Origin of the sequence: Paenibacillus sp. P32E, assembly GCF_001909085.1 — a bacterium.
GTDB lineage: Bacteria > Bacillota > Bacilli > Paenibacillales > Paenibacillaceae > Paenibacillus_AQ > Paenibacillus_AQ helianthi.
In genome coordinates this window covers 173767-195510 of the sequence record NZ_LVYY01000008.1, presented here as the reverse complement: position 1 = coordinate 195510, position 21744 = coordinate 173767, and the positions used below count along the sequence as shown (strand labels likewise).

Annotated in this window: 19 protein-coding genes and 1 tRNA gene; 16 read left to right on the top strand and 4 right to left on the bottom strand. The window is 49.1% G+C overall.

What is annotated here, in order from left to right; genetic code table 11:
• From A3848_RS09605 to A3848_RS09595, 3 genes are all read right to left on the bottom strand, one after another.
• On the bottom strand, window positions 1-929 hold a 929-nt coding region (locus A3848_RS09605), incomplete at its 3' end, for a sensor histidine kinase (protein ID WP_074084728.1).
• A gap of 1 nt (window position 930) precedes the next feature.
• The gene (locus tag A3848_RS09600) at window positions 931-1626 is read right to left on the bottom strand and encodes a response regulator transcription factor (RefSeq protein WP_074084727.1); all 696 of its coding nucleotides are present in this window, start codon (window positions 1624-1626) and stop codon (window positions 931-933) included.
• A gap of 635 nt (window positions 1627-2261) precedes the next feature.
• Window positions 2262-2338: transfer RNA gene (locus tag A3848_RS09595), tRNA-Pro, on the bottom strand.
• Window positions 2339-2596: 258 nt separating this feature from the next.
• Here A3848_RS09595 and A3848_RS09590 point away from each other — a divergent pair.
• The 16 genes from A3848_RS09590 to A3848_RS09515 all read left to right on the top strand — a co-directional run bounded on the left by A3848_RS09590 (window position 2597) and on the right by A3848_RS09515 (window position 20314).
• Window positions 2597-2833, top strand: coding sequence for a hypothetical protein (locus A3848_RS09590; protein WP_178381950.1), 237 nt, complete (start codon window positions 2597-2599; stop codon window positions 2831-2833).
• Window positions 2820-5453 (top strand): alanine--tRNA ligase, encoded by a 2634-nt coding sequence (gene alaS / locus A3848_RS09585; protein WP_074084725.1) that lies wholly within the window; start codon window positions 2820-2822, stop codon window positions 5451-5453. The genes A3848_RS09590 and alaS overlap by 14 nt, the downstream gene beginning before the upstream one ends.
• 395 nt (window positions 5454-5848) lie before the next feature.
• Window positions 5849-6124, top strand: a complete 276-nt coding sequence (locus tag A3848_RS09580; protein WP_074084724.1) for an IreB family regulatory phosphoprotein — start codon at window positions 5849-5851, stop codon at window positions 6122-6124.
• Complete coding sequence (gene ruvX, locus A3848_RS09575; RefSeq protein ID WP_178381952.1) at window positions 6124-6540, top strand: Holliday junction resolvase RuvX; 417 nt, start codon at window positions 6124-6126, stop codon at window positions 6538-6540. The genes A3848_RS09580 and ruvX overlap by 1 nt, the downstream gene beginning before the upstream one ends.
• A gap of 13 nt (window positions 6541-6553) precedes the next feature.
• Window positions 6554-6862, top strand: a complete 309-nt coding sequence (locus tag A3848_RS09570) for a DUF1292 domain-containing protein (RefSeq protein ID WP_038588104.1) — start codon at window positions 6554-6556, stop codon at window positions 6860-6862.
• Entirely contained in the window at window positions 6855-7163 is a 309-nt protein-coding gene (locus A3848_RS09565; protein WP_074084722.1) for a DUF1292 domain-containing protein, read from the top strand. Before A3848_RS09570 ends, A3848_RS09565 begins: the two co-directional genes overlap by 8 nt.
• A 221-nt stretch (window positions 7164-7384) precedes the next feature.
• Entirely contained in the window at window positions 7385-8434 is a 1050-nt protein-coding gene (gene mltG / locus A3848_RS09560; RefSeq protein ID WP_074084721.1) for an endolytic transglycosylase MltG, read from the top strand.
• Window positions 8435-8487: 53 nt separating this feature from the next.
• Window positions 8488-9420 carry a peptidase U32 family protein gene (locus A3848_RS09555; protein ID WP_074084720.1) on the top strand — a complete coding sequence of 311 codons (933 nt, stop codon included), beginning with the start codon at window positions 8488-8490 and terminating at the stop codon, window positions 9418-9420.
• 266 nt (window positions 9421-9686) lie between these two features.
• Window positions 9687-11018, top strand: coding sequence for a peptidase U32 family protein (locus A3848_RS09550; protein WP_074084719.1), 1332 nt, complete (start codon window positions 9687-9689; stop codon window positions 11016-11018).
• 266 nt (window positions 11019-11284) lie between these two features.
• Window positions 11285-13522 (top strand): methyl-accepting chemotaxis protein, encoded by a 2238-nt coding sequence (locus A3848_RS09545; protein ID WP_244169841.1) that lies wholly within the window; start codon window positions 11285-11287, stop codon window positions 13520-13522.
• Between the two features lie 206 nt (window positions 13523-13728).
• A complete protein-coding gene (locus A3848_RS09540; protein ID WP_074084717.1) occupies window positions 13729-15615 on the top strand; it encodes a sensor histidine kinase in 1887 nt (628 codons plus the stop codon).
• Between the two features lie 22 nt (window positions 15616-15637).
• Window positions 15638-16954: an ABC transporter substrate-binding protein gene (locus tag A3848_RS09535; protein WP_074084743.1), complete on the top strand. Its 1317-nt coding sequence runs from the start codon at window positions 15638-15640 to the stop codon at window positions 16952-16954.
• A 23-nt stretch (window positions 16955-16977) separates the two neighbouring features.
• A complete protein-coding gene (locus tag A3848_RS09530; RefSeq protein WP_074084716.1) occupies window positions 16978-18042 on the top strand; it encodes a LacI family DNA-binding transcriptional regulator in 1065 nt (354 codons plus the stop codon).
• 44 nt (window positions 18043-18086) lie between these two features.
• Window positions 18087-18413 (top strand): hypothetical protein, encoded by a 327-nt coding sequence (locus tag A3848_RS09525; RefSeq protein WP_074084715.1) that lies wholly within the window; start codon window positions 18087-18089, stop codon window positions 18411-18413.
• A gap of 202 nt (window positions 18414-18615) precedes the next feature.
• Complete coding sequence (locus A3848_RS09520) at window positions 18616-19404, top strand: class I SAM-dependent methyltransferase (protein ID WP_074084714.1); 789 nt, start codon at window positions 18616-18618, stop codon at window positions 19402-19404.
• Between the two features lie 58 nt (window positions 19405-19462).
• Window positions 19463-20314, top strand: a complete 852-nt coding sequence (locus A3848_RS09515; RefSeq protein WP_074084713.1) for a P-loop NTPase family protein — start codon at window positions 19463-19465, stop codon at window positions 20312-20314.
• 245 nt (window positions 20315-20559) lie between these two features.
• Here the strand turns inward: A3848_RS09515 and A3848_RS09510 are convergent, their stop codons facing one another.
• Window positions 20560-21744 carry a glycoside hydrolase family 130 protein gene (locus A3848_RS09510; RefSeq protein WP_074084712.1) on the bottom strand — a complete coding sequence of 395 codons (1185 nt, stop codon included), beginning with the start codon at window positions 21742-21744 and terminating at the stop codon, window positions 20560-20562.

Here is a 21744-nt window from a genome sequence, read left to right as displayed (position 1 = left end):
CCGCCCTTTTGGATTTGCCGCGATTTATCCACAGTGAAAAATTTGAGGAACAGAGAAGAAATATCCTTATCCGGCACTCCCATTCCATTATCCTCGATTTGGAAATAGGCATAACGTTCTAGCGGGTATCCGGTCATATACACTTTCAGCTTATTCTTCCCTCCATATCTTACAGCATTGCTAAAGAGGTTGCCGAAAACCCGGCGGATCATCGGTTCATTGACCATTAGCAATATATTTTCCGTGAATGAATGACGGCAAGTCAGCTCGTAGTCAAGTCCCGCCAACTCGTACTCATATTCAAGAGCAATTTTTTCAAATAATATTGATGCTTGTACAGGTTTAGCTACCATGGATTCCAACTCCAGTTTTTCTTTGGTGAAGCTGGAGAATTCATTGATGAGTTCGACCATATATTCTGACTTCCCTTGAATCAAATCATAATATTCCTGCTTTTCAGTTTCTGGTAGGTCCTTGTGTGTAGCCAGCAGTTCAGTAAAACCGTTAATAGATGTCAGGGGTGTTTTCAAATCGTGGGCGATTGCCGCAATCATATCGGTTTGCTCTCTGTGGGCGAGTTGAAGCCTATGCTCCATCTTATTGAAGTGCTTATAAAGTTCTCCGATCTCGTCATTACTCCTCAATGCTAACGGAGGCATGGGATGTACAATATTTACTTCTTCCAGCCTGGTATTCAGAAGCCGAATGGGCTTCTCTATGCAAAAATAAATATAGATAATCAGAATAATAAATATACAACAAGCGATGGCGAATATGGGCAAAAGCAATGCTATATATCGTGAGTCCAACAATGTACCGCGTATAGGGGAATATACTGCAAAGACAAACTTTAAGTACATTCCAATGGAAAACATAAGAATTAGAAGCATCAGCAGGAATAAGAGGGGAAGTTTTATTTTCAGTTTCATACTATTGCTCTCTTTCCGTATATTTATATCCTATGCCCCATATGGTTTTAATAAAGTTATGATCAGGCCCTAGTTTCTTACGGATATTTTTGATATGGACCGTTACGGTATTTATTTCTCCGTATTCGTCTCCCCAGACCTTCTCATAGATCTGCTCACGACTCAATACCTGATTGGGGTGACACATAAGAATAGACAAAATTTGAAATTCTTTCGTTGATAAGTCGAGCTTCCTGCTATGCAGGAATACTTCAAACGTCTTATCGTTCAAAATGAGCGGAGCATCCGCTTTTTCGCTACTGGGACTAAGTTCATCCCACTCTTTAAACAGTCTGTCCATTTTTCTGAAGTGGGCCTTTATCCTGGAGGCAAGCTCCTGAATACTGAAAGGTTTGGTCATGTAATCGTCTGCTCCTATTTCGAGCCCGACGATTTTATCAATGTCCTGATCACGCGCACTTAAAAACAGAATTGGAACATTATAAGATTTTCGGATACATCTGCAGACATCAAATCCATCCATATCAGGCATCACTATATCAAGAACGATGAAATCAATGTGGTTTTCTTCTAATGCAGATAGGGCTTCTTTCCCAGAACATGCCGAAATTATTACAAATTGCTCGTACCTTAAACTCTTTGTAATGAGTTTTACAATTTCTTCATCGTCGTCTACAACTAATATCGTTTTTGGCATCTTTATACCTCCCAACCTCTTTAAATGGCCTTCATTTATAACACAAGAGCCGTATGGACTTGAATTGACAAAAAAATGGAGCTCAAAGCGCCTTCCAGTTCCGGATACGCTGGAATAAGAGCTTGAGCAACGCCATTTCAAGTTCCAGGATTCTTTGGTACCGGCTATTGTAGGCTATTCTTAAACACTTGATGATCAAAATTACGCAAACGAATCTGGTATAAATAATATTCTCTTCATCTTGTTGATGCAATCGTCCACTTAGTAAATAGAATCAAGGCATAAATATTGAATTACCAAGATTTTATTTCTCCTTGTTAATCTATCCAGAGTGTCTCTGTGCTCTGTATACACATACTCCATTAACGAGATCTCATTTAGTATTATTAGGTCAGCCAGATTACAGGGATGAAATTTTGTATACTTGGAGAGGAATTAATTCAAAATAGGGGATATTTTGATCATTGTTTAGAGGAATAACGGCTTTCTGCATTATGGGATTACGTTTGACTGACAATTTCTTTTTTCAGTTATTGAACGGTCATTCGTTTCTTCTGTATAAATGAAGTTAAAGCCTAGTTTAAATAATTCGAACAAAAAAACCCTTATTAATCAAGGGTTTTAGCATTTTAGTATGGTCGAGACGACAGGATTTGAACCTGCGACCTCTTGCTCCCGAAGCAAGCGCTCTACCAAGCTGAGCCACGTCTCGTCATTACAGGTTAACTGGTTGTTAACCGCAGGGTTGTTCTAAACAATCCACATTATACGCCTGCAAGTAAGCGCTGTAAATAATCATTTTGCTGCTTCATTTCGTCCTATTCTCTACCCGAGATTGACAGAAATAGGGGCGCTGGCTATACTTGAAATGTTAAAATGCAAATCGGAAAAAACGTTGATGAAATGAAGTACGCCGGAGATTGGCTTGATCAGAGAAGAGGTTCCTTTACGATAGTTTTCGTAATTGGCTGTGAGAACCTTGAAGACAGGCCGGCAGAAAGCTGATTTCGGAGTGCGGGGACAATCCCGCCGGGGGTGCCCGTTAACAGCCGCACAAGGCGATCGTCTGATCATGGTCCGTGACTTCACGGATATTGGCGATAACCAGGGTGGTACCGCGATAATCATCGTCCCTGAATTTATTCAGGGGCGTTTTTTTGTTTTTAATAACTATGAGACAGGGGCTGTACATGATGAAAGCAAGTGAAATCCGTTCCAAATGGCTGCAGTTTTTTGAGAGCAAAGGCCACCGTATCGAGCCGAGCGCATCGCTCGTGCCGCATAATGACCCATCGCTGTTATGGATCAACGCCGGGATGGCTCCGCTGAAGGCGTATTTTGACGGCCGGGAGATCCCGGAGAATCCGCGTCTGACCAATTCGCAAAAATGCATTCGTACCAACGATATTGAGAATGTAGGCAAAACGCGCCGCCACCATACGTTCTTTGAAATGCTGGGGAACTTTTCCATCGGTGATTATTTCAAGGAAGAAGCTATAACCTGGGCTTGGGAGTTTCTGACCGGAAAGGAATGGATCGGCTTTGATCCGGAACGTATTTCTGTAACGGTATATGCTGAGGATGAAGAAGCCTTCAAGCTGTGGAATGAAAAGGTCGGCCTGCCCGCAGAGCGCATCATTAAGCTGGGTGACGACAACTTCTGGGATATCGGTGAAGGCCCTTGCGGCCCCTGCTCGGAAATCTTCTATGACCGCGGCGAAGCCTACGGCAGCGACATGTCCGATCCAGAAATGTATCCGGGCGGGGAAAATGAACGCTGGCTCGAAGTGTGGAACCTCGTATTCTCACAGTTCAACCATAACAAGGACGGCAGCTATACGCCGCTTCCGAACAAGAACATTGATACCGGTGCAGGTCTGGAACGCTTCGCGTCCATTCTGCAGGATGTGGATTCCAACTTTGACACCGATCTGTTCCAGCCGATCATCCAGAAGACGGCCAAGCTTGCAGGTGTAACCTACAAGGACAACCTGGAACAGGATATTGCACTGAAAGTAATCGCCGACCACATCCGGACTGTAACGTTTGCTGTAGGGGATGGCGTGCTTCCTTCCAATGAAGGCCGCGGCTACATTATCCGCCGTCTGCTCCGCCGCGCGGTGCGATACGGGAAGACACTTGGTCTAGACCGTCCATTCCTGTTCGACCTTACGGAGACTGTGGGCGAAGTGATGGGTGTCTACTATCCATCCGTTGTCGAGAACCGCGAATACATCGCCAAAATCATCCGTACCGAGGAAGAGCGTTTCCATGAAACGCTGTCTGACGGTCTGGCCATCCTGGGCGAGATCAGCGCCAAAGCAAAGGCTGACGGGCTCAGTTCCATTGCCGGCGCCGATGCGTTCAAACTGTATGATACTTATGGCTTCCCGTTTGACCTGACTGAGGATTTCGCCTCCGAGCAGGGCCTCACCGTGGACCGCGAAGGCTTCGACGCCGCCATGCAGGAGCAGCGCGACCGTGCCAGAGCCGCCCGTCAGGACGGCGGTAGCATGAAGGTTCAAGGCGGACCGCTGGCAGAGCTGACGGTTAAAAGTGAATTTGTTGGTTATACTGACTCCGTAGCAGAGTCTAAAATATTGGCTATTGTTGCCGGCGGTACATTGGTGGACATCGCAGGCGAAGGTACCGACTGCCAGGTTATCCTGGAGTCCACGCCATTCTATGCTGAAAGCGGCGGCCAGATCAGCGACACCGGTCTTCTGACCGGAGGTTCGGTGACAGCCAAGGTAACAGGACTGTTCAAAGCTCCGCACGGCCAGCATGTTCATCTGGTTACTGTGGAAGCCGGGGAGCTAAGAGTGGGCGACAGTGTCCGCGCCGAAGTGAACCGTGAGCAGCGTGAAGATATTGTTAAGAACCATACGGCAACTCACCTGCTGCATAAAGCACTCAAAGAAGTGCTTGGCGGTCACGTGAATCAAGCCGGCTCTTTAGTAGAAGGCGCACGTTTGCGTTTTGACTTCTCACACTTCGGCGCAATTACGCCGGAAGAGCTGAGCGACATTGAACACCGGGTGAATGCGCAAATCTGGCGCGGCCTGGATGTAGTCATTGAGAACAAGCCGATTGACGAGGCCAAGGCTATGGGTGCCATGGCACTCTTCGGCGAAAAATACGGCAACATCGTGCGCGTGGTTCAGGTTGGCGATTACAGCCTTGAGCTGTGCGGCGGTATCCATGTTTCGAACACCTCGCAGATCGGGATCTTCAAGCTGGTCAGCGAGAGCGGCATTGGCTCCGGGGTCCGCCGGATCGAAGCGGTAACCGGACGTTATGCGTACCAGTTCACCGAAAGCCAGCTGGATCTGCTGAAGCAATCGGCAGGACTGCTGAAGTCTTCGCTGAACGATGTGCCGAAACGGATTGAAGCGCTGCATGCCCAGGTCCGTGAGCTGTCCCGTGAGAATGAATCCCTGCAATCTAAGCTGAGCGCAACCTTTGCTGCCGAACTGACCAGCAGTGTGAAAACGGTAGGCGGCGGTACACAGCTGCTCGCGGTTGCCGTTCAAGCTGGTAATATGGACGCGCTTCGCTCGACTGCCGATGAATTGAAATCTAAGCTGCCGGATGCTGTACTTGTGCTGGGTGCGGCTATGGACGACAAAGTGAACTTTGTTGTATCGGTTCCGCAGGACCTCGTCAAAAAAGGCTTTCACGCCGGTAAGCTGGTGAAGGAAATCGCAGCGGTATGCGGCGGCGGGGGCGGTGGACGTCCGGATATGGCGCAAGCCGGAGGTAAGGATGCATCCAAGCTGGGCGAAGCTCTTCTGAAAGCCGAGGAGCTTGTAGCCGCTCAAGGTTAAGCGGTAAAAGTGACGGAGCAGGTTTCGGAGCTGCTGCATAACGCCAGGAATCACTGGATTTTGCAGCTGCAGACAGATGGATATGGAAATCGGAAATGAGGGTTACCGCAGCGGTACTGAGAGCAATATATCAGTACCGCTGCTTTATTCACGCAAAGCTGGAAAATGTATATTTTTTGTCAATATTCACTTTCAGCGAACATCTGCAATAGCTTAAAACCCAAAAAAATCTCTATTTTTGTAGATGAAATACCAAAAAAAGCGTTACCATGATGGCAGGATTTCCTCGTTGGGCCATGAATATGTTATGATGAGGGCAGCAAGTCAGCTGTACAGCAGCAACTTTGCGAAGCCGCCCAATAAGCGGGTGATTTTGCAGAAGGAAGGTGTCACAAATGGACTCCATGGACAAAACGGTCAAATTCAATGTAAAGGGCGATGAGAAGGAAGCCTCCTCCCAGGAAATACTGCTCGCAGTATACGATGCGCTGGTGGAGAAGGAATACCATCCCATCAACCAGATCGTAGGGTATCTTATTTCTGGAGATCCGGCTTACATTCCGCGCCACAACAATGCGAGAAGTTTGGTCCGGAGGAAAGAACGTGATGAGCTGATTGAGGAACTGGTTCGTTTCTACCTCGCCAATCATCGGGCGGATCATCCGAAATGATGAAGAAGCTGGGTCTGGATTACGGCGACCGCAGAATCGGAGTTGCCACAAGTGATATTTTTGGATGGACAGCACAAGCTCTGGAGACGATTGAGCGGCGCGGCAACGGAAATGAGTTCCTGCGTATCCGCGAACTGGTCAAGGAACATGAGATTGGAGAGATTGTAGTTGGCCTTCCGAAGAATATGAACGGCTCAGTAGGACCCCGTGGTGAAATCTGCATCGAATTTGCCGATAGGCTTCGGGAAGAACTCGAAATGCCCGTACACCTTTGGGATGAGCGTCTGACGACGGTATCTGCTGAGCGGATGCTGATTGAAGGGGACGTCAGCCGGAAGAAACGCAAAGGGATTGTAGACAAAATGGCTGCAGCCCTGATTTTGCAAAATTTTTTGGATGCTAACAGTAAAAGGTGAGGGGTGTGTTAGATTGACAAACGAGCAGATTGGCCAAGAAGAAGAACCGGAAATTATCTACATTCCTGATGAGGAAGGTAATGAAGAGGAATTTGAGGTCATTATGAAATTTGAAGTCGACGGTTCGGATGCCAAGTATATGATGGTGGTTCCGCTGGATTCCGAGGATGAAGAGAGCGATGAGGTGTATGCGTTCCGTTATGAAGAAGACGGTGATGATCTTCAGCTCTTTATGATCGAGAATGATGAGGAATGGGCAATTGTTGAAGAGACCTTCAATACGTTGGTAGATGAGCTAGACGGAGGAGCGGAGAATGACTGATTTTTCCGCCGATCAGGTAGTTTGGACTTCAAAGCTCAAAGAAGTATATGGAGAAACAGTGGAACTGGAAGACGAGCAGGGTAAATCTTCCGTTTACGATATTATTGCCGAATTTGAAGTTGGTGACCGCGCGTATGCGGTGCTTACCGGTTCCGGGAGAGCCGCCGAACAGGAGATTCTGCGGATTGTGGTCTCGCCTGACGGGCTTCCCGAACTGGAGAGCATCGTGGATGACGAGGAATGGGAAAATGTCAACGAGCTGTATGACGAGCTGACTTTTCCCGCTGACGTGAGCGAATAAGCTTCCATATGTACGCTATAGCAAGGAGTGGCACGGAAGAGGGCGGGAATTTTTCCGCGCTCTTTTTGCTTGGAATAGAAGTTTTGGAGAAAAGGAAGCCGCTTCTTTCGGAGGACGGTGAAGCCGTTTCCACTTGTGCAATGCATATGTCCGCAAAAATATATGTTGAATTTGAGACAATACAATTTTATACTTTATAGTCGGAAAGTGAGGAGTGACATTTGAAAGCTGCAATCCGCACCTTGGCTCTTATTATCCTTTTGCTAGCTGCAATCGGCGGGGGAGGAGTCTGGTACATCTGGAATGGCATGCAGCCGGTGAAGCCGGCAGGCCCGCCGGTAACCTTTACGATAGAGAAGGGTATGGGCAGCGCGAAAATTGCCGACCTGCTCGAACAAAACGGCATTATACGCAAAGGATTATTTTTTAGAGGCTATCTGAAATGGGTCAAGGAAGGGTCCAGCTTCAAGGCAGGGACATATACCGCCAGTCCAGGCGACACCTATGATTCACTCATTGCCCGCCTGAATGCAGGGGATGTGGTGAAGAAGGATACCGTTTCATTTACGATTCCGGAGGGATATACGGCCAAGCAGGTTGCTAATAAGCTTGCTGCAGCCTGGAATCAGAAACCCGAAGTATTCCTGAAAATTATAGATTCTGGAGCGGGTCTTGAAGCCGTGGGCAGACTGGGTATTCCTGAAAACAGCAAGCTTCGCCACCGCCTGGAGGGTTACTTGTTTCCGGAGACGTATGAGCTTGTGAAGGAGAGTACACCGGAGCAGGTTGTTGAAGCGATGCTGGAGCAGCTTGAGAAGAAGCTGGACAGTATTAAAGGCTGGCAAGGCAAGCTGAAGAACCGCGGACTCTCCTTGCATGAACTGCTGACAGTGGCCTCGCTTGTAGAGCGTGAGGTCGTGGTGGACAGTGAACGTCCGATTGTGGCCGGAGTTATCTATAACAGGCTGGATAAAGGGCAGAAGCTGGAGATCGATGCGACTGTTCAATACCTGCTGGACAAACAGAAGCAACGGCTGTATGAGAAGGATCTGAAGGTCAACAGTCCTTATAATACCTATAAAAACGAAGGACTGCCGCCTGGGCCAATCAGCAGTCCCGGTCTTGCATCCATTGAGGCGGCCCTGACGCCGGAAGCTTCGGATTATTATTTCTACGTAACCAAAAAGGATGGCTCACAGGGTCATTTATTCGGCAGGACCTATAAGGAACATTTAGCCAATATCAAAAAAAGTGAACAAAATTCGCAGTAACCTATTAAAATAGAGTGTGATGCGGTTTGAACCGCGAAGTAGGAGGGTGCAACATGAATAACAAACCGGAGCTGCTGGCGACAGCCGCTTCCTTGGAAGAAGCAGCGGTGCTGCTGGAGGCCGGGGCAGATGCGCTGTTGATTGGCGATGACCGCTTTGGCATGCGTCTGGCAGGCCATTTCTCGCTGGAGGATACCGCGAAGGTCGTCAAGCTGGCTCACGCCAAAGGCTGCAAAGTCTACGCAGGCCTGGGCGGTCTAATGTCGAACCGGCTGCTGGACGAGCTTCCCACTTATGTAAAAGCCATTGGGGTACTGGGTGTAGATGGCATCGAATTTGGTGATCCGGCTGTGCTCGCCGCAGTGAAGACGGAAGCGCCGGGACTGAAGCTGCACTGGAATGCAGAAATGACTTCAACCAACTATGCAACCGCCAATTACTGGGGCCGCAAGGGTGCTTCGCGGGTTGTTCTAGCCCGTGAGCTGAACATGGATGAAATGACAGAAATGGTGCCCCTGCTGGAAGTTGAAGCCCAGGTGCAGGTACACGGCATGACGAATATTTATCATTCCAAGCGCAAGCTGGTCGCAAGCTACATGGCCCACCAGGGCCGTCCGAGCGACGGCGGAAGCCTTGGCAAGGAGCGCGGACTGTTTCTGATCGAAGCTGAACGCCCCAATGAAAAGTTTCCGATATACGAGGATGAGAATGGCACGCATATTATGAGCTCCGATGATATTTGCATCCTGGAGGATGTTCATTTTCTCCTGAAGGCAGGAGTGCAGAGTCTGAAGATTGAAGGACTCCTGAAGCCGGTTGCCTACAACGCAGCCGTCGTTAAGGCTTATCGACATGCGATTGACCTCTACACTGCCAATCCTGAAGGCTATGCCTTCCAAGAGGATTGGATGGACGGCATACGTGCGCTGCAGGACCCTGAGCGTGAGCTGTCCTTCGGCTTTTTCTACAAGGAACAGGTATATTGAAAAATAATAAAAAAGTCAATGACTCAGCTTTTTAAAATAGATCTATAAGCAACATTCAGGTGTAGCAGCGGAGGGGAAGTTTGGAACTGTAGGAGCGTCAGAGCCCGCCTTTAGGTTTGGATTTCTACTGCGGCCAGCGGTTAAATTCAGGAAATCCAAACCTAACAGCGGCCGGAGGTCCAAACATTCCCCGCAGCTGCGTTCAACACCAAAATGTAAGGTTTTTAGCTATTTTAACTGGTGAGACAATGGAGGGGAGAACAGGAATGGGAACCATGACCAAGCCGCAGCACAAGGGCAAACGTTACCGTCTGGACAAACCGGAGCTCCTTGCTCCGGCGGGCAATCTGGAGAAATTGAAATTCGCCGTGCATTATGGTGCGGATGCAGTATATATTGGGGGACAGAAATACGGCCTGCGCTCGGGAGCGGATAACTTCAGCTTCGAGGAGATGCGCGAGGGTGTGGAATTTGCCAAAAAATACGGCGCCAAGGTCTTTGTCGCTACGAATATTTATGCCCACAATGAAGATATCGCAGGGATTGAAGAATACCTGCGTAACCTATATGAAGCGGGGATCGCTGCCATTATCGTGGCCGACCCTGCCATCGTCGATACCGCCCGCCGCCTGGTGCCGGGCCTTGAAGTTCATCTGAGCACCCAGCAGTCCACACTCAACTGGCAAGCCGTATCTTTCTGGAAGGAAGAAGGGCTTCCGCGTGTCGTCCTCGGCCGCGAAACGAGCCTTGAGGAAATCGCCGAAATCAAGCAGCATGTCGATATTGAAATCGAGAGCTTCATCCATGGAGCGATGTGCTCCTCGTACTCCGGCCGTTGCGTGCTGTCTAACCACTTCACGGACCGCGATTCGAACCGTGGGGGCTGCTGCCAGTCCTGCCGCTGGAAATACGATCTGTTCGAGGATGCCCGCCCTGAAGGCACTTGGGTATCCGAGGAGGAACAGGCCCAGGCACAGCAGTCTCCTCTGCCGCTGCAGCCGGGAGTAACCCAGCTTCCCCTGCATCAGCCGGAGGATAACCCGTTCTCGATGGGTTCCAAGGATTTGTGTATGCTGGAGAGTATTCCCGAACTGATCGAAGTCGGCATAGACAGCTTCAAGATTGAAGGACGGATGAAGTCGATCCACTACGTGGCGACGGTTGTCAATGCCTACCGCAAAGCCATCGATTCCTATATGGCTGACCCTGAAGGGTACGTACTGAAGCCGGAATGGCTGGAAGAGCTGCAAAAGGCGGCGAACCGTCCGCTGAACACCGGATTTTTTTACGATACGCCGGATCATGAGGATCATATTTATGAGCCGGAAGAAAAGGCTGCGCCTTATGACTTCGCCGGACTGGTGCTGGAGTACGATGCGGTTAGCGGAACCGCGCTGATTCAGCAGCGCAATCACTTCAAGCCAGGGCAGGAAGTGGAGTTCTTCGGACCTGACAATACGTTCTTCAAACAAACAGTAGGCGAGCTGTGGGACGAGGAAGGTCAGCCGCTTGATGCGGCACGTCACCCGCTGCAGCGGGTACGAATGAAGGTCGATCAGCCTGTGGCTTATTTCGACATGATGCGCAAGAAGAAATAGTGTGTTTGTGAGTTCGTTTTGTGTTCTTTACAGGAATGCACCTCATATTGAGGGGCATTCCTTTTTGGTATATAGAATAAAATGGAAAATGACTAAAATATATAAAGATTCTGTGGTAATTTCTAAAGAAAACTAAGAAATTGTACCTACACTGCCGATATAAATAAGAGCGAACGCTTACATATGTCTTCTAATCTAACTGGCAGGTGATTATGATGGTTGCTCCTAAACGGGAGAGCAATGGGGAAGAGCGGAAAGAGAGAAGGATGAAATTGACAAAGAAGAATAAGACCAACAAGAAACAACCGTCGAACGTCCAGAAATCTGATACAAACCTTACAGATGAAGTACAGGAAACAGTAAAGAAGGCTGCCCCAACTAATAAACGTATAGGCTCAGGTCTTTCTGCTAAGGGAATGCTGCATGGTTCCGTAAGTCAAATCAAGAGGGTCAATCCTAATAAGTCGGTTGGGGTCAAGCTGTTCTTGATCTTTTTATCCTCCATTGTGGTAGTTGTACTGGCTCTGGGGCTATTGTCCTATAGTAAAGCTAAGAACACGATTAAGAATAATGTGTCGGAAGCTAACCGCCAGACGATTATTCAGACCTCGGAGAAGCTTGATATTACACTGAAGCAATATGAAAATTTGGCCATGCAGCTCTTTTTTGATCCGCAAATGCAGAACAATCTGACAGATCTGGCCTCTGCAGAATCCAGTTACGATAAATTCGTGGCTACGGATGCGATGAATAAAAAGCTTTCCAGCCAGACGACTACAGACTCTAATATTGTAGCGATTACACTGATTCCGACTTCCAAAGATTTTGATATTGTTTCAAGTGGAAGCTCCAGCATGAAGCTGGACAGTGTCAGAGATCAGGCATGGTTCAAAACAGTGGTTGCAAATGCCGAGAGCTACAAGAGCTATTATTCCGGTGAGGAAAAATCGGCACAGAACTATTGGTTCCCTACATCCGTAGCAGGAGAAAACGGGAAGAATATTGCGATGGTCAGATCACTAAAAAATCTTGGAGCCAATTCAGGATATGTGATTATGCTTGAACTGAAGAATACACTGCTGGAGGAAGCCTTCAAGAGCGTAACACTTGGAGACGGCTCACGGATTCAGCTCGTTGCACCTGACGGGACCGTAGTGGCTTCTTCCATTCCTGAAGAGGATGGCAAGGTATCGGAGCTTGGATTTATTAAAGAGAGCAAGACCAACAGTAAGAGCCAGGATGCCACGGACGCAAAAGGCGAAGATGTTCTGGCTGTCTACAGTCCTATGGCCAAAGCGGACTGGAAGCTGACAGGTATTGTCCCTACCGGTGAACTGGTGAAGGCTGCAACTCCAATTCTGTTCACAACCTTTCTGGCTGCTGCTGCTGCTGCGCTACTGGCCGTGCTGGTCGGTATTGGGATGGTACGGATGATTGCCCGCCCGCTGGCCCGGTTGAAGGATCTTATGGTCGAAGGTGCAAAGGGCGACCTGAGCGTACGCACCGAATATGTATCCAAGGATGAAATTGGTGAACTGTCGGCATCCTTTAATACGATGATGGAGCGGATCACCGAACTGGTTGCCCAGACAACGGATACCGCACGTGAAGTGCTGGAAACCGCTGGTGAACTTGGTGATGCTTCACGCAAGACAGCGATTTCCGCGAAGGAAATTGCGGCAGCTACGGAAGAGATTGCCGGTGGCGCAGGAAGCCTTGCACAGGAGGCTGAACGTGGCAATGAGCTTACGGATCTGATCGGAACTCAGATGCAGAGCGTCATCGCAGCGAACGCCGAGATGGATGAAGCAGCCCGCGGAGTGGGAGAAGCCAGCGGTCAAGGTGCGAAGCAACTGGAAGAGTTGCTGACGCAGACCAGCCGTACTGGTGAGATGACTACTGCACTGGTTGATCGGGTCAACAATTTGAAAGAAACGGTATTCTCGGTCATCAAGGTGCTGGATGTGATGAAGAATATTACACAGCAGACGAACATCCTCTCGCTCAATGCGACGATCGAGGCAGCAAGAGCTGGTGAAGCAGGACGCGGATTTATGGTTGTAGCTGATGAGGTCCGGCAGCTGGCTGACCAATCCAAACAGTCCATCGCCGTTGTAGCCGGCATTACCGATAAGATTATTACGGAAATGAATGAGACAGTGGCAGTGTTGTCCGAGGTTGCACCACTCTTTAAACAGCAGATGAGTTCGGTGAAGAGCACCAGTGATATCTTCGTATCCGTACAAGGGCAAATGGAAGATTTCATCTCCAGTCTGGAGTCGGTTACCGGAGCTATTGACAGTCTGAATCATTCGCAGGGCGTCTTGTCGGATGCCATGGGTAATGTAAGCGCAGTGGCCCAGCAGTCCTCGGCCACTTCGGAAGAGGTTGCTTCCCTAAGCAATGAACAGCAGAATGTCAGCGATCAGCTCGTTGCACTCTCCGGCAAACTGGAAAGCGTCTCAACCCAGCTGAAAGATAAGCTCTCGCTGTTTACGATTTAATAAAGATTAAGAGTTTCTAACCTCTAGTGAACAAGCGTTCCGCAAGCCGGCAATCGGCAGCGGGGCGCTTTTTTTTGCAAGATATTCAACGCTTGGTAATGTAATTTCCTTGTACATCAGGGAACTAACACGTATAATTATTTTGTTAGGGGATTGTTATTTTTTCTGAAAATGTTAGGTAAAGCTGGAACAAGGAGAAGGACCGAATGAAAGTAAAACGCAGTCACACCTGGTGGTCCTATGTGGGGGACATGAGCATGGAACGCAAGCTGCTCCTCGTCTTCCTGATTATTATTACACTTCCGCTTTCGTTCATCAGTGTGATCAGCTTCAAGAGCTACTCCGAATCGATTCAGGCGAACACGGTTGCCTATTCAGAGAAGCTGATTGACCAGATGATGGATTCTATTGATGACTATATTGAGGATATGAAACGGATTTCGTCCATGCCTGCCTATGTTAACGATATCAAGCAGAATTTGATCCGCTCGAACCGCTATTATGAACAACAACAGATGATGGAGAGCAAAGGGAGCAGCACACAGGTTGCTCCTGGCGATTTTGATTTGCTGCTGTCCATTCAGCGGGGCATTGAAGGGAATATCTCTTTCATTAACAATATTAAGCGGGGAACCAACTCGGTATATATTTTCGACGGCTACGGCAATGGATATTATTCTGCCAAGGATGGCGGTGTACGTCTGGACCTGAAACAGAGCTACAAATTTTGGAGCGAGAAGGCCAAGAATTCCAGTGGCGAGGCGCTGCTCTTTGGCACCCAGGCGTATACGAGCAATCTGCAGAGCACCCGCTATGCTTTTACTGTGGTCCGCAAAATTGTCGACGGGCTGTGGAATCCGATTGGACTGATTGCAGTGGAAGCCAACATCAGCAATCTGGAAAATCAGGTGGCCGAACTGGATACCGTAACCCACGGGAAGTCAATCATTGTGGATGAGGACGGCAAAGTGATTTTTGACAGCGAACAGAGACTTCTCACGACCGATATTTCCCATACCAGCCTGTTCCGTCAGGCTTCAGGCAATGCCGGGAGTTTTTATGATACCGTGTCAGGCAAGGAACGGCTTAATATTTATTCAAGCTCTTCCAAGACCAATTGGAAAGTCATCATTTCTATTCCTGTGGATGAGCTAACGCGCGGGGTGAAGCTGACCCGTAACGCTACCTTTGCCGCTACCCTGATTATTATCGTGCTGGCGCTGATCATTTCGATTATTCTGTCGTTTGCCTTAACCAAACCGCTAACCCAAATGATCGAGCTGATGAAAAAGGTGCAGAACGGCGATCTGGATGTGACTTTCCGCGTCAGACGGCGGGATGAGATTGGCCTGCTCGGCCATCAATTCAACCGGATGCTGGCCCGTATCCGGCAGCTGATTCAGGATATATACCGGATTGAGGAACAGAAGAAAGAGGCAGAGCTGCAGGCGCTGCAGAGCCAGATCAATCCGCATTTTATATACAATACATTGGAATCCATCCGTATGACTGCAGAGATCAATGATGACGTGGAAGCCGCGGATATGATCTCCATTCTGGGCAAGCTCCTGCGTTACAGTACCAGTGAGTTGTCCGGTATAACGACCATGAAGCAAGAGCTGCTGTATGTCCGTAATTATGTCGAGCTGCTGGGCTGCCGGTATCCCGGAAGGTTCGTGCTGCAGATCGATGTTCCCGAGACGCTGGACAACTACTCCATGATTAAGCTGGTTTTTCAGCCGATCATTGAGAATGCCGCCTACCATGGGTTGGATGATACCAAGGACCAGATGCATCTGAGCATTAAGTGTGAAGTCACAGAGCAGAAGCTTCTGTTCCATATCCGGGATGACGGCTGCGGGATGGAACAGGCTACACTCGATAAGCTGAGCGACAGTCTGAAGCGTGAAATGCCTCCGAAGAAAAGCATCAATGGGGGCATTGGGATGAAAAATGTTCATCAGCGGATTCAGCTTCATTATGGAGCAGCCTATGGCATTGAGGTCTTTAGCAAGCTGGGGGAAGGGACGGATGTAATTTTATCCCTGCCGCTTCTGAGTCCGCTCGACCAGGAAATGAAGGGAAAAGAATAGAGGAGGAGTCCGCTTGAAACGGATGAAATTACGTTGGCCCATGCACACCATTCTGCTGCTATTCCTGCTGTCTGCCGGCTGTGACGGCCGAGGCAATCCACAGGCCCTGCCCTCGCCAACCCCTGCCGGAGGTGATAGACCATCGGAATTGTCCGGTACCATCGTAATGCTGACGAACCGGATTGATTTGATTGAGAATGGGACGTTCAAAGGCTACGCCGATAAGTTCAAAAAGAAATATCCGGGAGCTAATGTGGAATTTGAGGGGTTGTCCAATTATGCCACTGACATTCTGGTCCGTTTGTCCACCAAGGATGCGGGGGATGTGCTGCTGCTTCCGGTGAACCTGCCGGCTAAAGAGCTGGGACTTTTTTTTGAACCCCTGACCGATGAATTGGCTGCACAGGAGAAGTTCACCACCTTCGCCACGTATGACGGCAAAAGATATGGGTTGTCCACCGGCACCACTACGAGCGGAATTGTCTACAACAAGCAGGCTTTTAAAAAAGCCGGGATTGAGAAGGTGCCTCAAACGCTTAATGAATTCTATGCAGCCAGCGCCAAGCTGAAGCAGGCAGGCATTATCCCGCTCTATATGAATTACGGTGCTGTCTGGCCGCTGCGGGATTGGGGCGACAACCTGGTTAATTATATGTCAGGCAATCCTGATTACCTGAACAATATGGTGCATGAGGACAGTCCCTGGAGGATCGGTAATGAATGGGGCCGGGCGCTTGAGATTGCCAGGACGATGCTTGCCAAAGGTTATGTGGAGGATCAGCTGTTCTCGAATAACTGGGAGATTTCCAAGACCATGCTGGCCAAGGGGGAGGCAGGGATGTATCTTCAGGGCAACTGGACGATCCGCCAGATTCTGGATGCCGGTGCGAAGTCTGAGGATATTGGCTTTTTCCCGTTCCCTTATGATAATAATACCAGCCATAACGCCTTGTTGAATCCCGATTGGTTCATAGGAGTAAGCAGGTATAGCAACAACAAGGAGCTTGCGATGGCCTGGGTGAAGTTTTTTGTAACCGAAACCTCTTATACCACGAACTCAGGGTTTCTGCCGGCTGACGAGACGGAGGAGCCCTCGATGCCGCAATACAGCGAGTTTCTCTCCTATCATCCCAAGCTGATCGAGGCTACTGTGCAGTCAGACGCCTTCATCGACATGGCGAACCGGGCGAAGCTGTCCTTCTGGTCGGGAGATTATATCCAGGAGCTGCTTGCCGCACCGGATTTACAGAAGGCTTTTGACGAATTAAATGAGAAATGGAAAGAAGCACGGGCAGGCCAGCAGGCTTCTCCCGGACCGCAGGCGGCGGCTGTACAATAAAGATAATCTGGAGGTATTTTCCTATGGCAAAAAAAGTGACCATGCAAAAAATCGCTGACCACCTCGGTGTATCCAAGTTCGTAGTCTCCAAATCGCTCTCCGGCAAAGGCGGCGTGAATGAAACCACCCGGGAGCGGGTCATTCAAGCCGCATCACAGCTGGGGTATTTTACCCAGAAGAATGCATATGTGCAAAATGTCAAACGTCCGTCTCCGGCGTCCGGCAGTGACCGGGGGAAGCAATCTGTGCTCGTGCTGATGCCGAATATCCGGGCGCAGACCCAGGACTCCCTTTATTGGGGGAAAATTATCGATGGCATCGCGCTGGCTCTCGATCAGGAGGGTCTCGGCATGGTCATTGTCTCGGAGCACCGCGCCGATAACTTTATCCATATTCTCAATCCGGGTGGTCTGCTCGGTCTGGTGGGGGTGGGGCAGATTTCCACTTCACTCCTGCTGGAGGTGCACCGCATCGGTCTTCCGATGGTGCTGATTGACCATGAGGACCCGCTGATTCCCAGCGATACTGTGTTCGCCAACAACATTGATTCTATGACCCGGCTCAGCAACCATCTGATGGGCATCGGACATACGCTGTTTCATTTTATCGGCAATATCCGTTATTCCCGGAGTTTCCGTGACCGCTGGATCGGCTTCCGCAGTGCCCTTGAGGAGAATGATATGAGAACGCCAGCCGGTGACGACGAGATGCTGCTCCTGGAGGGCATGGATGACGGCTCGTTCCGTGATGAATTCAAGCTCTGGATCACAAAACGCAAAAAAGCCAAAAGCCTGCCGACCGCACTTATCTGTGCCAATGACTCCACGGCCCTGGCCGTGTGTGAAGTCCTTAGAGAAGAAGGGATATCCATCCCCGCTGATATTTCAGTTACGGGTTTTGATAATATTGAGGATGCCATGCGCGGCGTTCCGCCGCTCACAACGGTACATGTGCCCAAGGAAGCTATGGGCCGGGCCGCGGTAGAGAAGCTGCTGGGCCGTATCCACAACCCTTCTGCGCCACTGGAAAAAATTCTGATCTCCGCTGATATTGTCCACCGGGATTCGGTCGCAGGACCGCGGGAGTAGCAGGTGCGGAATATGGAATTCGAGAAAATAAAGGAGGGGTGGATATGAGTTATGATGTACATATCACCAGGGCGGATCACTGGACCAATAGTGAGGCTAAGCCGATTTCTATAGAAGAATCCAAAGTCTATTTTGCCGCAAAAGCGGATTTCGAGTATATGAATAAGTTCTCGCACCAGACCCCCTTCGGAACTTTGACTATGGGCGGAGAGTTTTTCGTCTGGAATAGTAAGGATGGGAAGGTTCCATTTAGCTACCACGAGGGACGAATTACGGTTTCGCGAGCAGATGATTTTATTATCGGTAGGATGAAGCAGGTGGCACAAGAGCTGGATGCGATCGTTCAGGGTGATGAGGGGGAACTATACTAATTAGGATATTGAATAGTCCATCTGCTGCAGAAAGTACAATAGAACCGCCCCATTTTACCGCTAAAAGTGAATCTATTGTATTCTTTACATTATTCCGAAATCTGTTGTAAGAAATACAGCAGAAGTTGCTTAAGCATCGCTTGAAGCGCCTGTAGGATGCAAGCTTGCTATTTATCGTTCATGAATAGGGGAGGTTTATAGAATGACAGCAGCACTTATAGACCCGACAACACACAAAGACTGGATGATGCCGCATTCGTTCCAGTGGTATGCCGGGCTGGGAAGTCTCACCGGGAAATACGCCTATCCCTGGAATTCAACGATCACGGGGCCGGATGCAGAGCAGATATTTGCGCAGGAGGTCGCCGGAATGGTTCCGGGGAAAAAAGTGCTCGACGTTGGCTGCGGCCATGGCGATTTTACGGTTGGGTGGAGTCCTGTTGTCCAGCGCATAGTCGGCCTTGATGTTACAGCCGATTTTATACATACCGCTAACAGCACTGCCCCTGCCAATGTGTCCTTTGTTACGGCTAATACCAAGATCAGGCTCCCTTTTGAGCAGAATGAGTTCGATTGTGCTTATAACCGTAAAGGGCCTACATCCGCATACCCTGAGCTAACCAGAATTATTCGAAAAGGAGGACAGCTGATCGCCCTCCACCCCGGTGACCGGTTGTCTCCTGAATTGTCAATCCTGTTCCCTGGGTTGTATGGTCCACGGCAGGAAGGGACTCCCGTATTGGACAAGATTAAGCAGCGGCTTGATGCGAGCGGATTTGCTGAAGCTGAAATAGAGACGGTGCTCAGTACACAGTACCTGCATGGGCCTATAGACCTTGTACGCCTTCGCTGCTTTGGGCAAACGTCTGCCGTACATGAAATGGTTATGGAGAGCAGTCTGCCAGAGATCAGCCGGATCTTCGCTCAGCATCAGACTGTCCATGGCCTGCCGACCACGGTAGAATATTACATCGTGCGGGCTACAGTTTAGAGTAGTCGATGGCCGGGAAACGCTGCTGAAACAGGATGGCAAATGGAGGGGGGAGATTATGAAACCGAAGTTAGTTCTGGTTGAGGGGCTACCAGGTTCCGGGAAAACAACAACGGCTCAAGTGGTTCATGAAATCCTTACGGAAATGAATCTTAAATCCCAACTGTTTTTAGAAGGGGATCTGGAGCATCCGGCTGATTATGATGGAGTCGCCTGTTTTACGAAAAGTGAATTCGATGAATTATTGAGTACCCATGAAAAGTATAGGGATTTGTTGAGCAAACATGTGATTATACAAGGTAATAATTACTTCCTGGAATATCGGAAAATGAAAAATAAATTCGGGTCAACTTTCCCGGATGACTTACTGAATACAGTCGCCAAAAATGATGTGTATGAATTGCCGTTGGATCAGCACAGGAAACTGATAGCAGAGCGATGGGAGAAGTTTGCGGCAAATGTGATGAATGGCTCAGATACCTATATTTTTGATTGTTGTTTTATACAAAACCCTGTAACCATGGGGATGATTAAATATGGCGCAAAGAGGCAAGACGTTATTAGTTATGTTACAGAACTGGCTACGCTTGTTGAGCGGCTGAATCCACTGTTGATTTACGTGAAGCAGAGCGATCCTGATTATTCATTCAGAAAAGCTGTTGAGGAAAGGCCGAAAGAATGGTCTGAGGGATTTATTGAATATTATACAAGCCAAGGGTATGGGAAAAAACAGGGTTGCACAGGGTTAGAAGGAACTTTACAGGTCCTGAAGGCAAGAAGTGGATTGGAAGAAGAAATAGTGAACAGCATCAAAATGACCACGGAAATAGTGGATAACTCTTCTTATGATAAAAATGAATATAAGCAAATTTTAATGGGGATTGTATCACAATATTTCACTAACTTATAACAAAGGCGGCCCAGTGGAATTCCACGGGGGCCGCCTTTTACCTCTTCTTACTCTCTTATAAAAGAACTTCAGAAAACAACATTAAGGGTGAAGTAACGGAGGGGAAGTTTGGAACTGAAGGAGCGATAGCGACCGCCTTTGTCTGCGGATTTCAACCGTGAAACACGGTATATAATCAAGAAATCTGCAGACAACAGCGGCCGGAAGTCCAAACATTCCCCGCAGTTACGTCAACACCCGATATGCTAGGCTTTCAGGTTCATTTTAACATTCCGGTCAATCATTGCAATCCGCTGCTGCACGCACGCATAGGAGCGAAGCGGGTCTTCAGGTGTATTCAGCACATAATCCAGCATTCGATCAACCGTTGTGGTAGTCACGTGGATGCGGGTGTCGGAGGACGCATAATAGATGTAGATGTCTCCGTTATCCCGTGCGATCACGCCGTTGCAGAATACAACGTTGGATACATCGCCAACACGTTCTTCGCCATCGGGCGCGATGAAATGTCCGCCTGGTGCATGCGTGACCTTATTAGGCTCTTCCAGATCGGACAGGAAGGCATACAGTACATAGCGCAGCCCTGCGGCGGTGTTACGGACACCATGAGCAATGTGCAGCCAGCCGCGTGCTGTTTTGATTGGCGCCGGGCCTTGGCCGTTCTTCACTTCTTTGATCGTATGGTAATAACGCTGGTCCATGATGGACTCGCTGGTAATTACAGCGTTCTCGATGGTATCTGACAATCCCCAGCCAATGCCGCCGCCGGAACCGGCGTCGATGAATCCATCCTGCGGACGGGTGTAGAAGGCATACTTGCCGTCAACAAACTCAGGGTGCAGCACCACATTGCGCTGCTGTGCAGAGCCGGTCTTCAGGTCAGCAAGGCGTTCCCAGGTCTTCAGATCCTTGGTACGGGTAATACCGCATTGGGCAACTGCGCTGGACAGATCACCATGAGGGGCATCCGGGTCTTTGCGTTCGGTGCAGAACAAGCCGTAAATCCATCCGTCCGCATGCTTCACAAGGCGCATGTCATAGACGTTGATATCCGGGTCTTCCGTTTCAGGCAGCACTACCGGGTGATCCCAGAAGCGGAAGCCGTCCACGCCACTGTCGCTTTCGGCTACAGCGAAGAAGGATTTGCGGTCATTGCCTTCTACACGGGCAACAATATAAAATTTGCCGCTGAGCTCAATGGCTCCGGGATTGAAAATACCGTTAACCCCGATTCTTTCTGCGAAATAGGGGTTGGTCTCCGGATTGAAGTCGTAGCGCCAGATCAGCGGTGCGTGTTCAGCAGTGAGCAGCGGGTGCTGGTAGCGGTCATAGATGCCGTTGCCGTAAGGAACCTTCTCATTTTTGCGGCCAATCAATGCCTCGTAGCGCTCTGTAAGCTTCTGTTTGCGTTCTTGAAAGTTTGCAGTCAT

Excerpts from the sequence above, each read along its gene's own strand:
- A3848_RS09600 (WP_074084727.1), bottom strand. The coding sequence starts at position 1,626 with ATGCCAAAAACGATATTAGTTGTAGACGACGATGAAGAAATTGTAAAA.
- alaS (WP_074084725.1), top strand. The coding sequence starts at position 2,820 with ATGAAAGCAAGTGAAATCCGTTCCAAATGGCTGCAGTTTTTTGAGAGC.
- A3848_RS09580 (WP_074084724.1), top strand. The coding sequence starts at position 5,849 with ATGGACTCCATGGACAAAACGGTCAAATTCAATGTAAAGGGCGATGAG.
- ruvX (WP_178381952.1), top strand. The coding sequence starts at position 6,124 with ATGAAGAAGCTGGGTCTGGATTACGGCGACCGCAGAATCGGAGTTGCC.
- A3848_RS09565 (WP_074084722.1), top strand. The coding sequence starts at position 6,855 with ATGACTGATTTTTCCGCCGATCAGGTAGTTTGGACTTCAAAGCTCAAA.
- A3848_RS09555 (WP_074084720.1), top strand. The coding sequence starts at position 8,488 with ATGAATAACAAACCGGAGCTGCTGGCGACAGCCGCTTCCTTGGAAGAA.
- A3848_RS09550 (WP_074084719.1), top strand. The coding sequence starts at position 9,687 with ATGGGAACCATGACCAAGCCGCAGCACAAGGGCAAACGTTACCGTCTG.
- A3848_RS09545 (WP_244169841.1), top strand. The coding sequence starts at position 11,285 with ATGAAATTGACAAAGAAGAATAAGACCAACAAGAAACAACCGTCGAAC.
- A3848_RS09540 (WP_074084717.1), top strand. The coding sequence starts at position 13,729 with ATGAAAGTAAAACGCAGTCACACCTGGTGGTCCTATGTGGGGGACATG.
- A3848_RS09535 (WP_074084743.1), top strand. The coding sequence starts at position 15,638 with ATGAAATTACGTTGGCCCATGCACACCATTCTGCTGCTATTCCTGCTG.
- A3848_RS09530 (WP_074084716.1), top strand. The coding sequence starts at position 16,978 with ATGGCAAAAAAAGTGACCATGCAAAAAATCGCTGACCACCTCGGTGTA.
- A3848_RS09525 (WP_074084715.1), top strand. The coding sequence starts at position 18,087 with ATGAGTTATGATGTACATATCACCAGGGCGGATCACTGGACCAATAGT.
- A3848_RS09520 (WP_074084714.1), top strand. The coding sequence starts at position 18,616 with ATGACAGCAGCACTTATAGACCCGACAACACACAAAGACTGGATGATG.
- A3848_RS09515 (WP_074084713.1), top strand. The coding sequence starts at position 19,463 with ATGAAACCGAAGTTAGTTCTGGTTGAGGGGCTACCAGGTTCCGGGAAA.
- A3848_RS09510 (WP_074084712.1), bottom strand. The coding sequence starts at position 21,744 with ATGACTGCAAACTTTCAAGAACGCAAACAGAAGCTTACAGAGCGCTAC.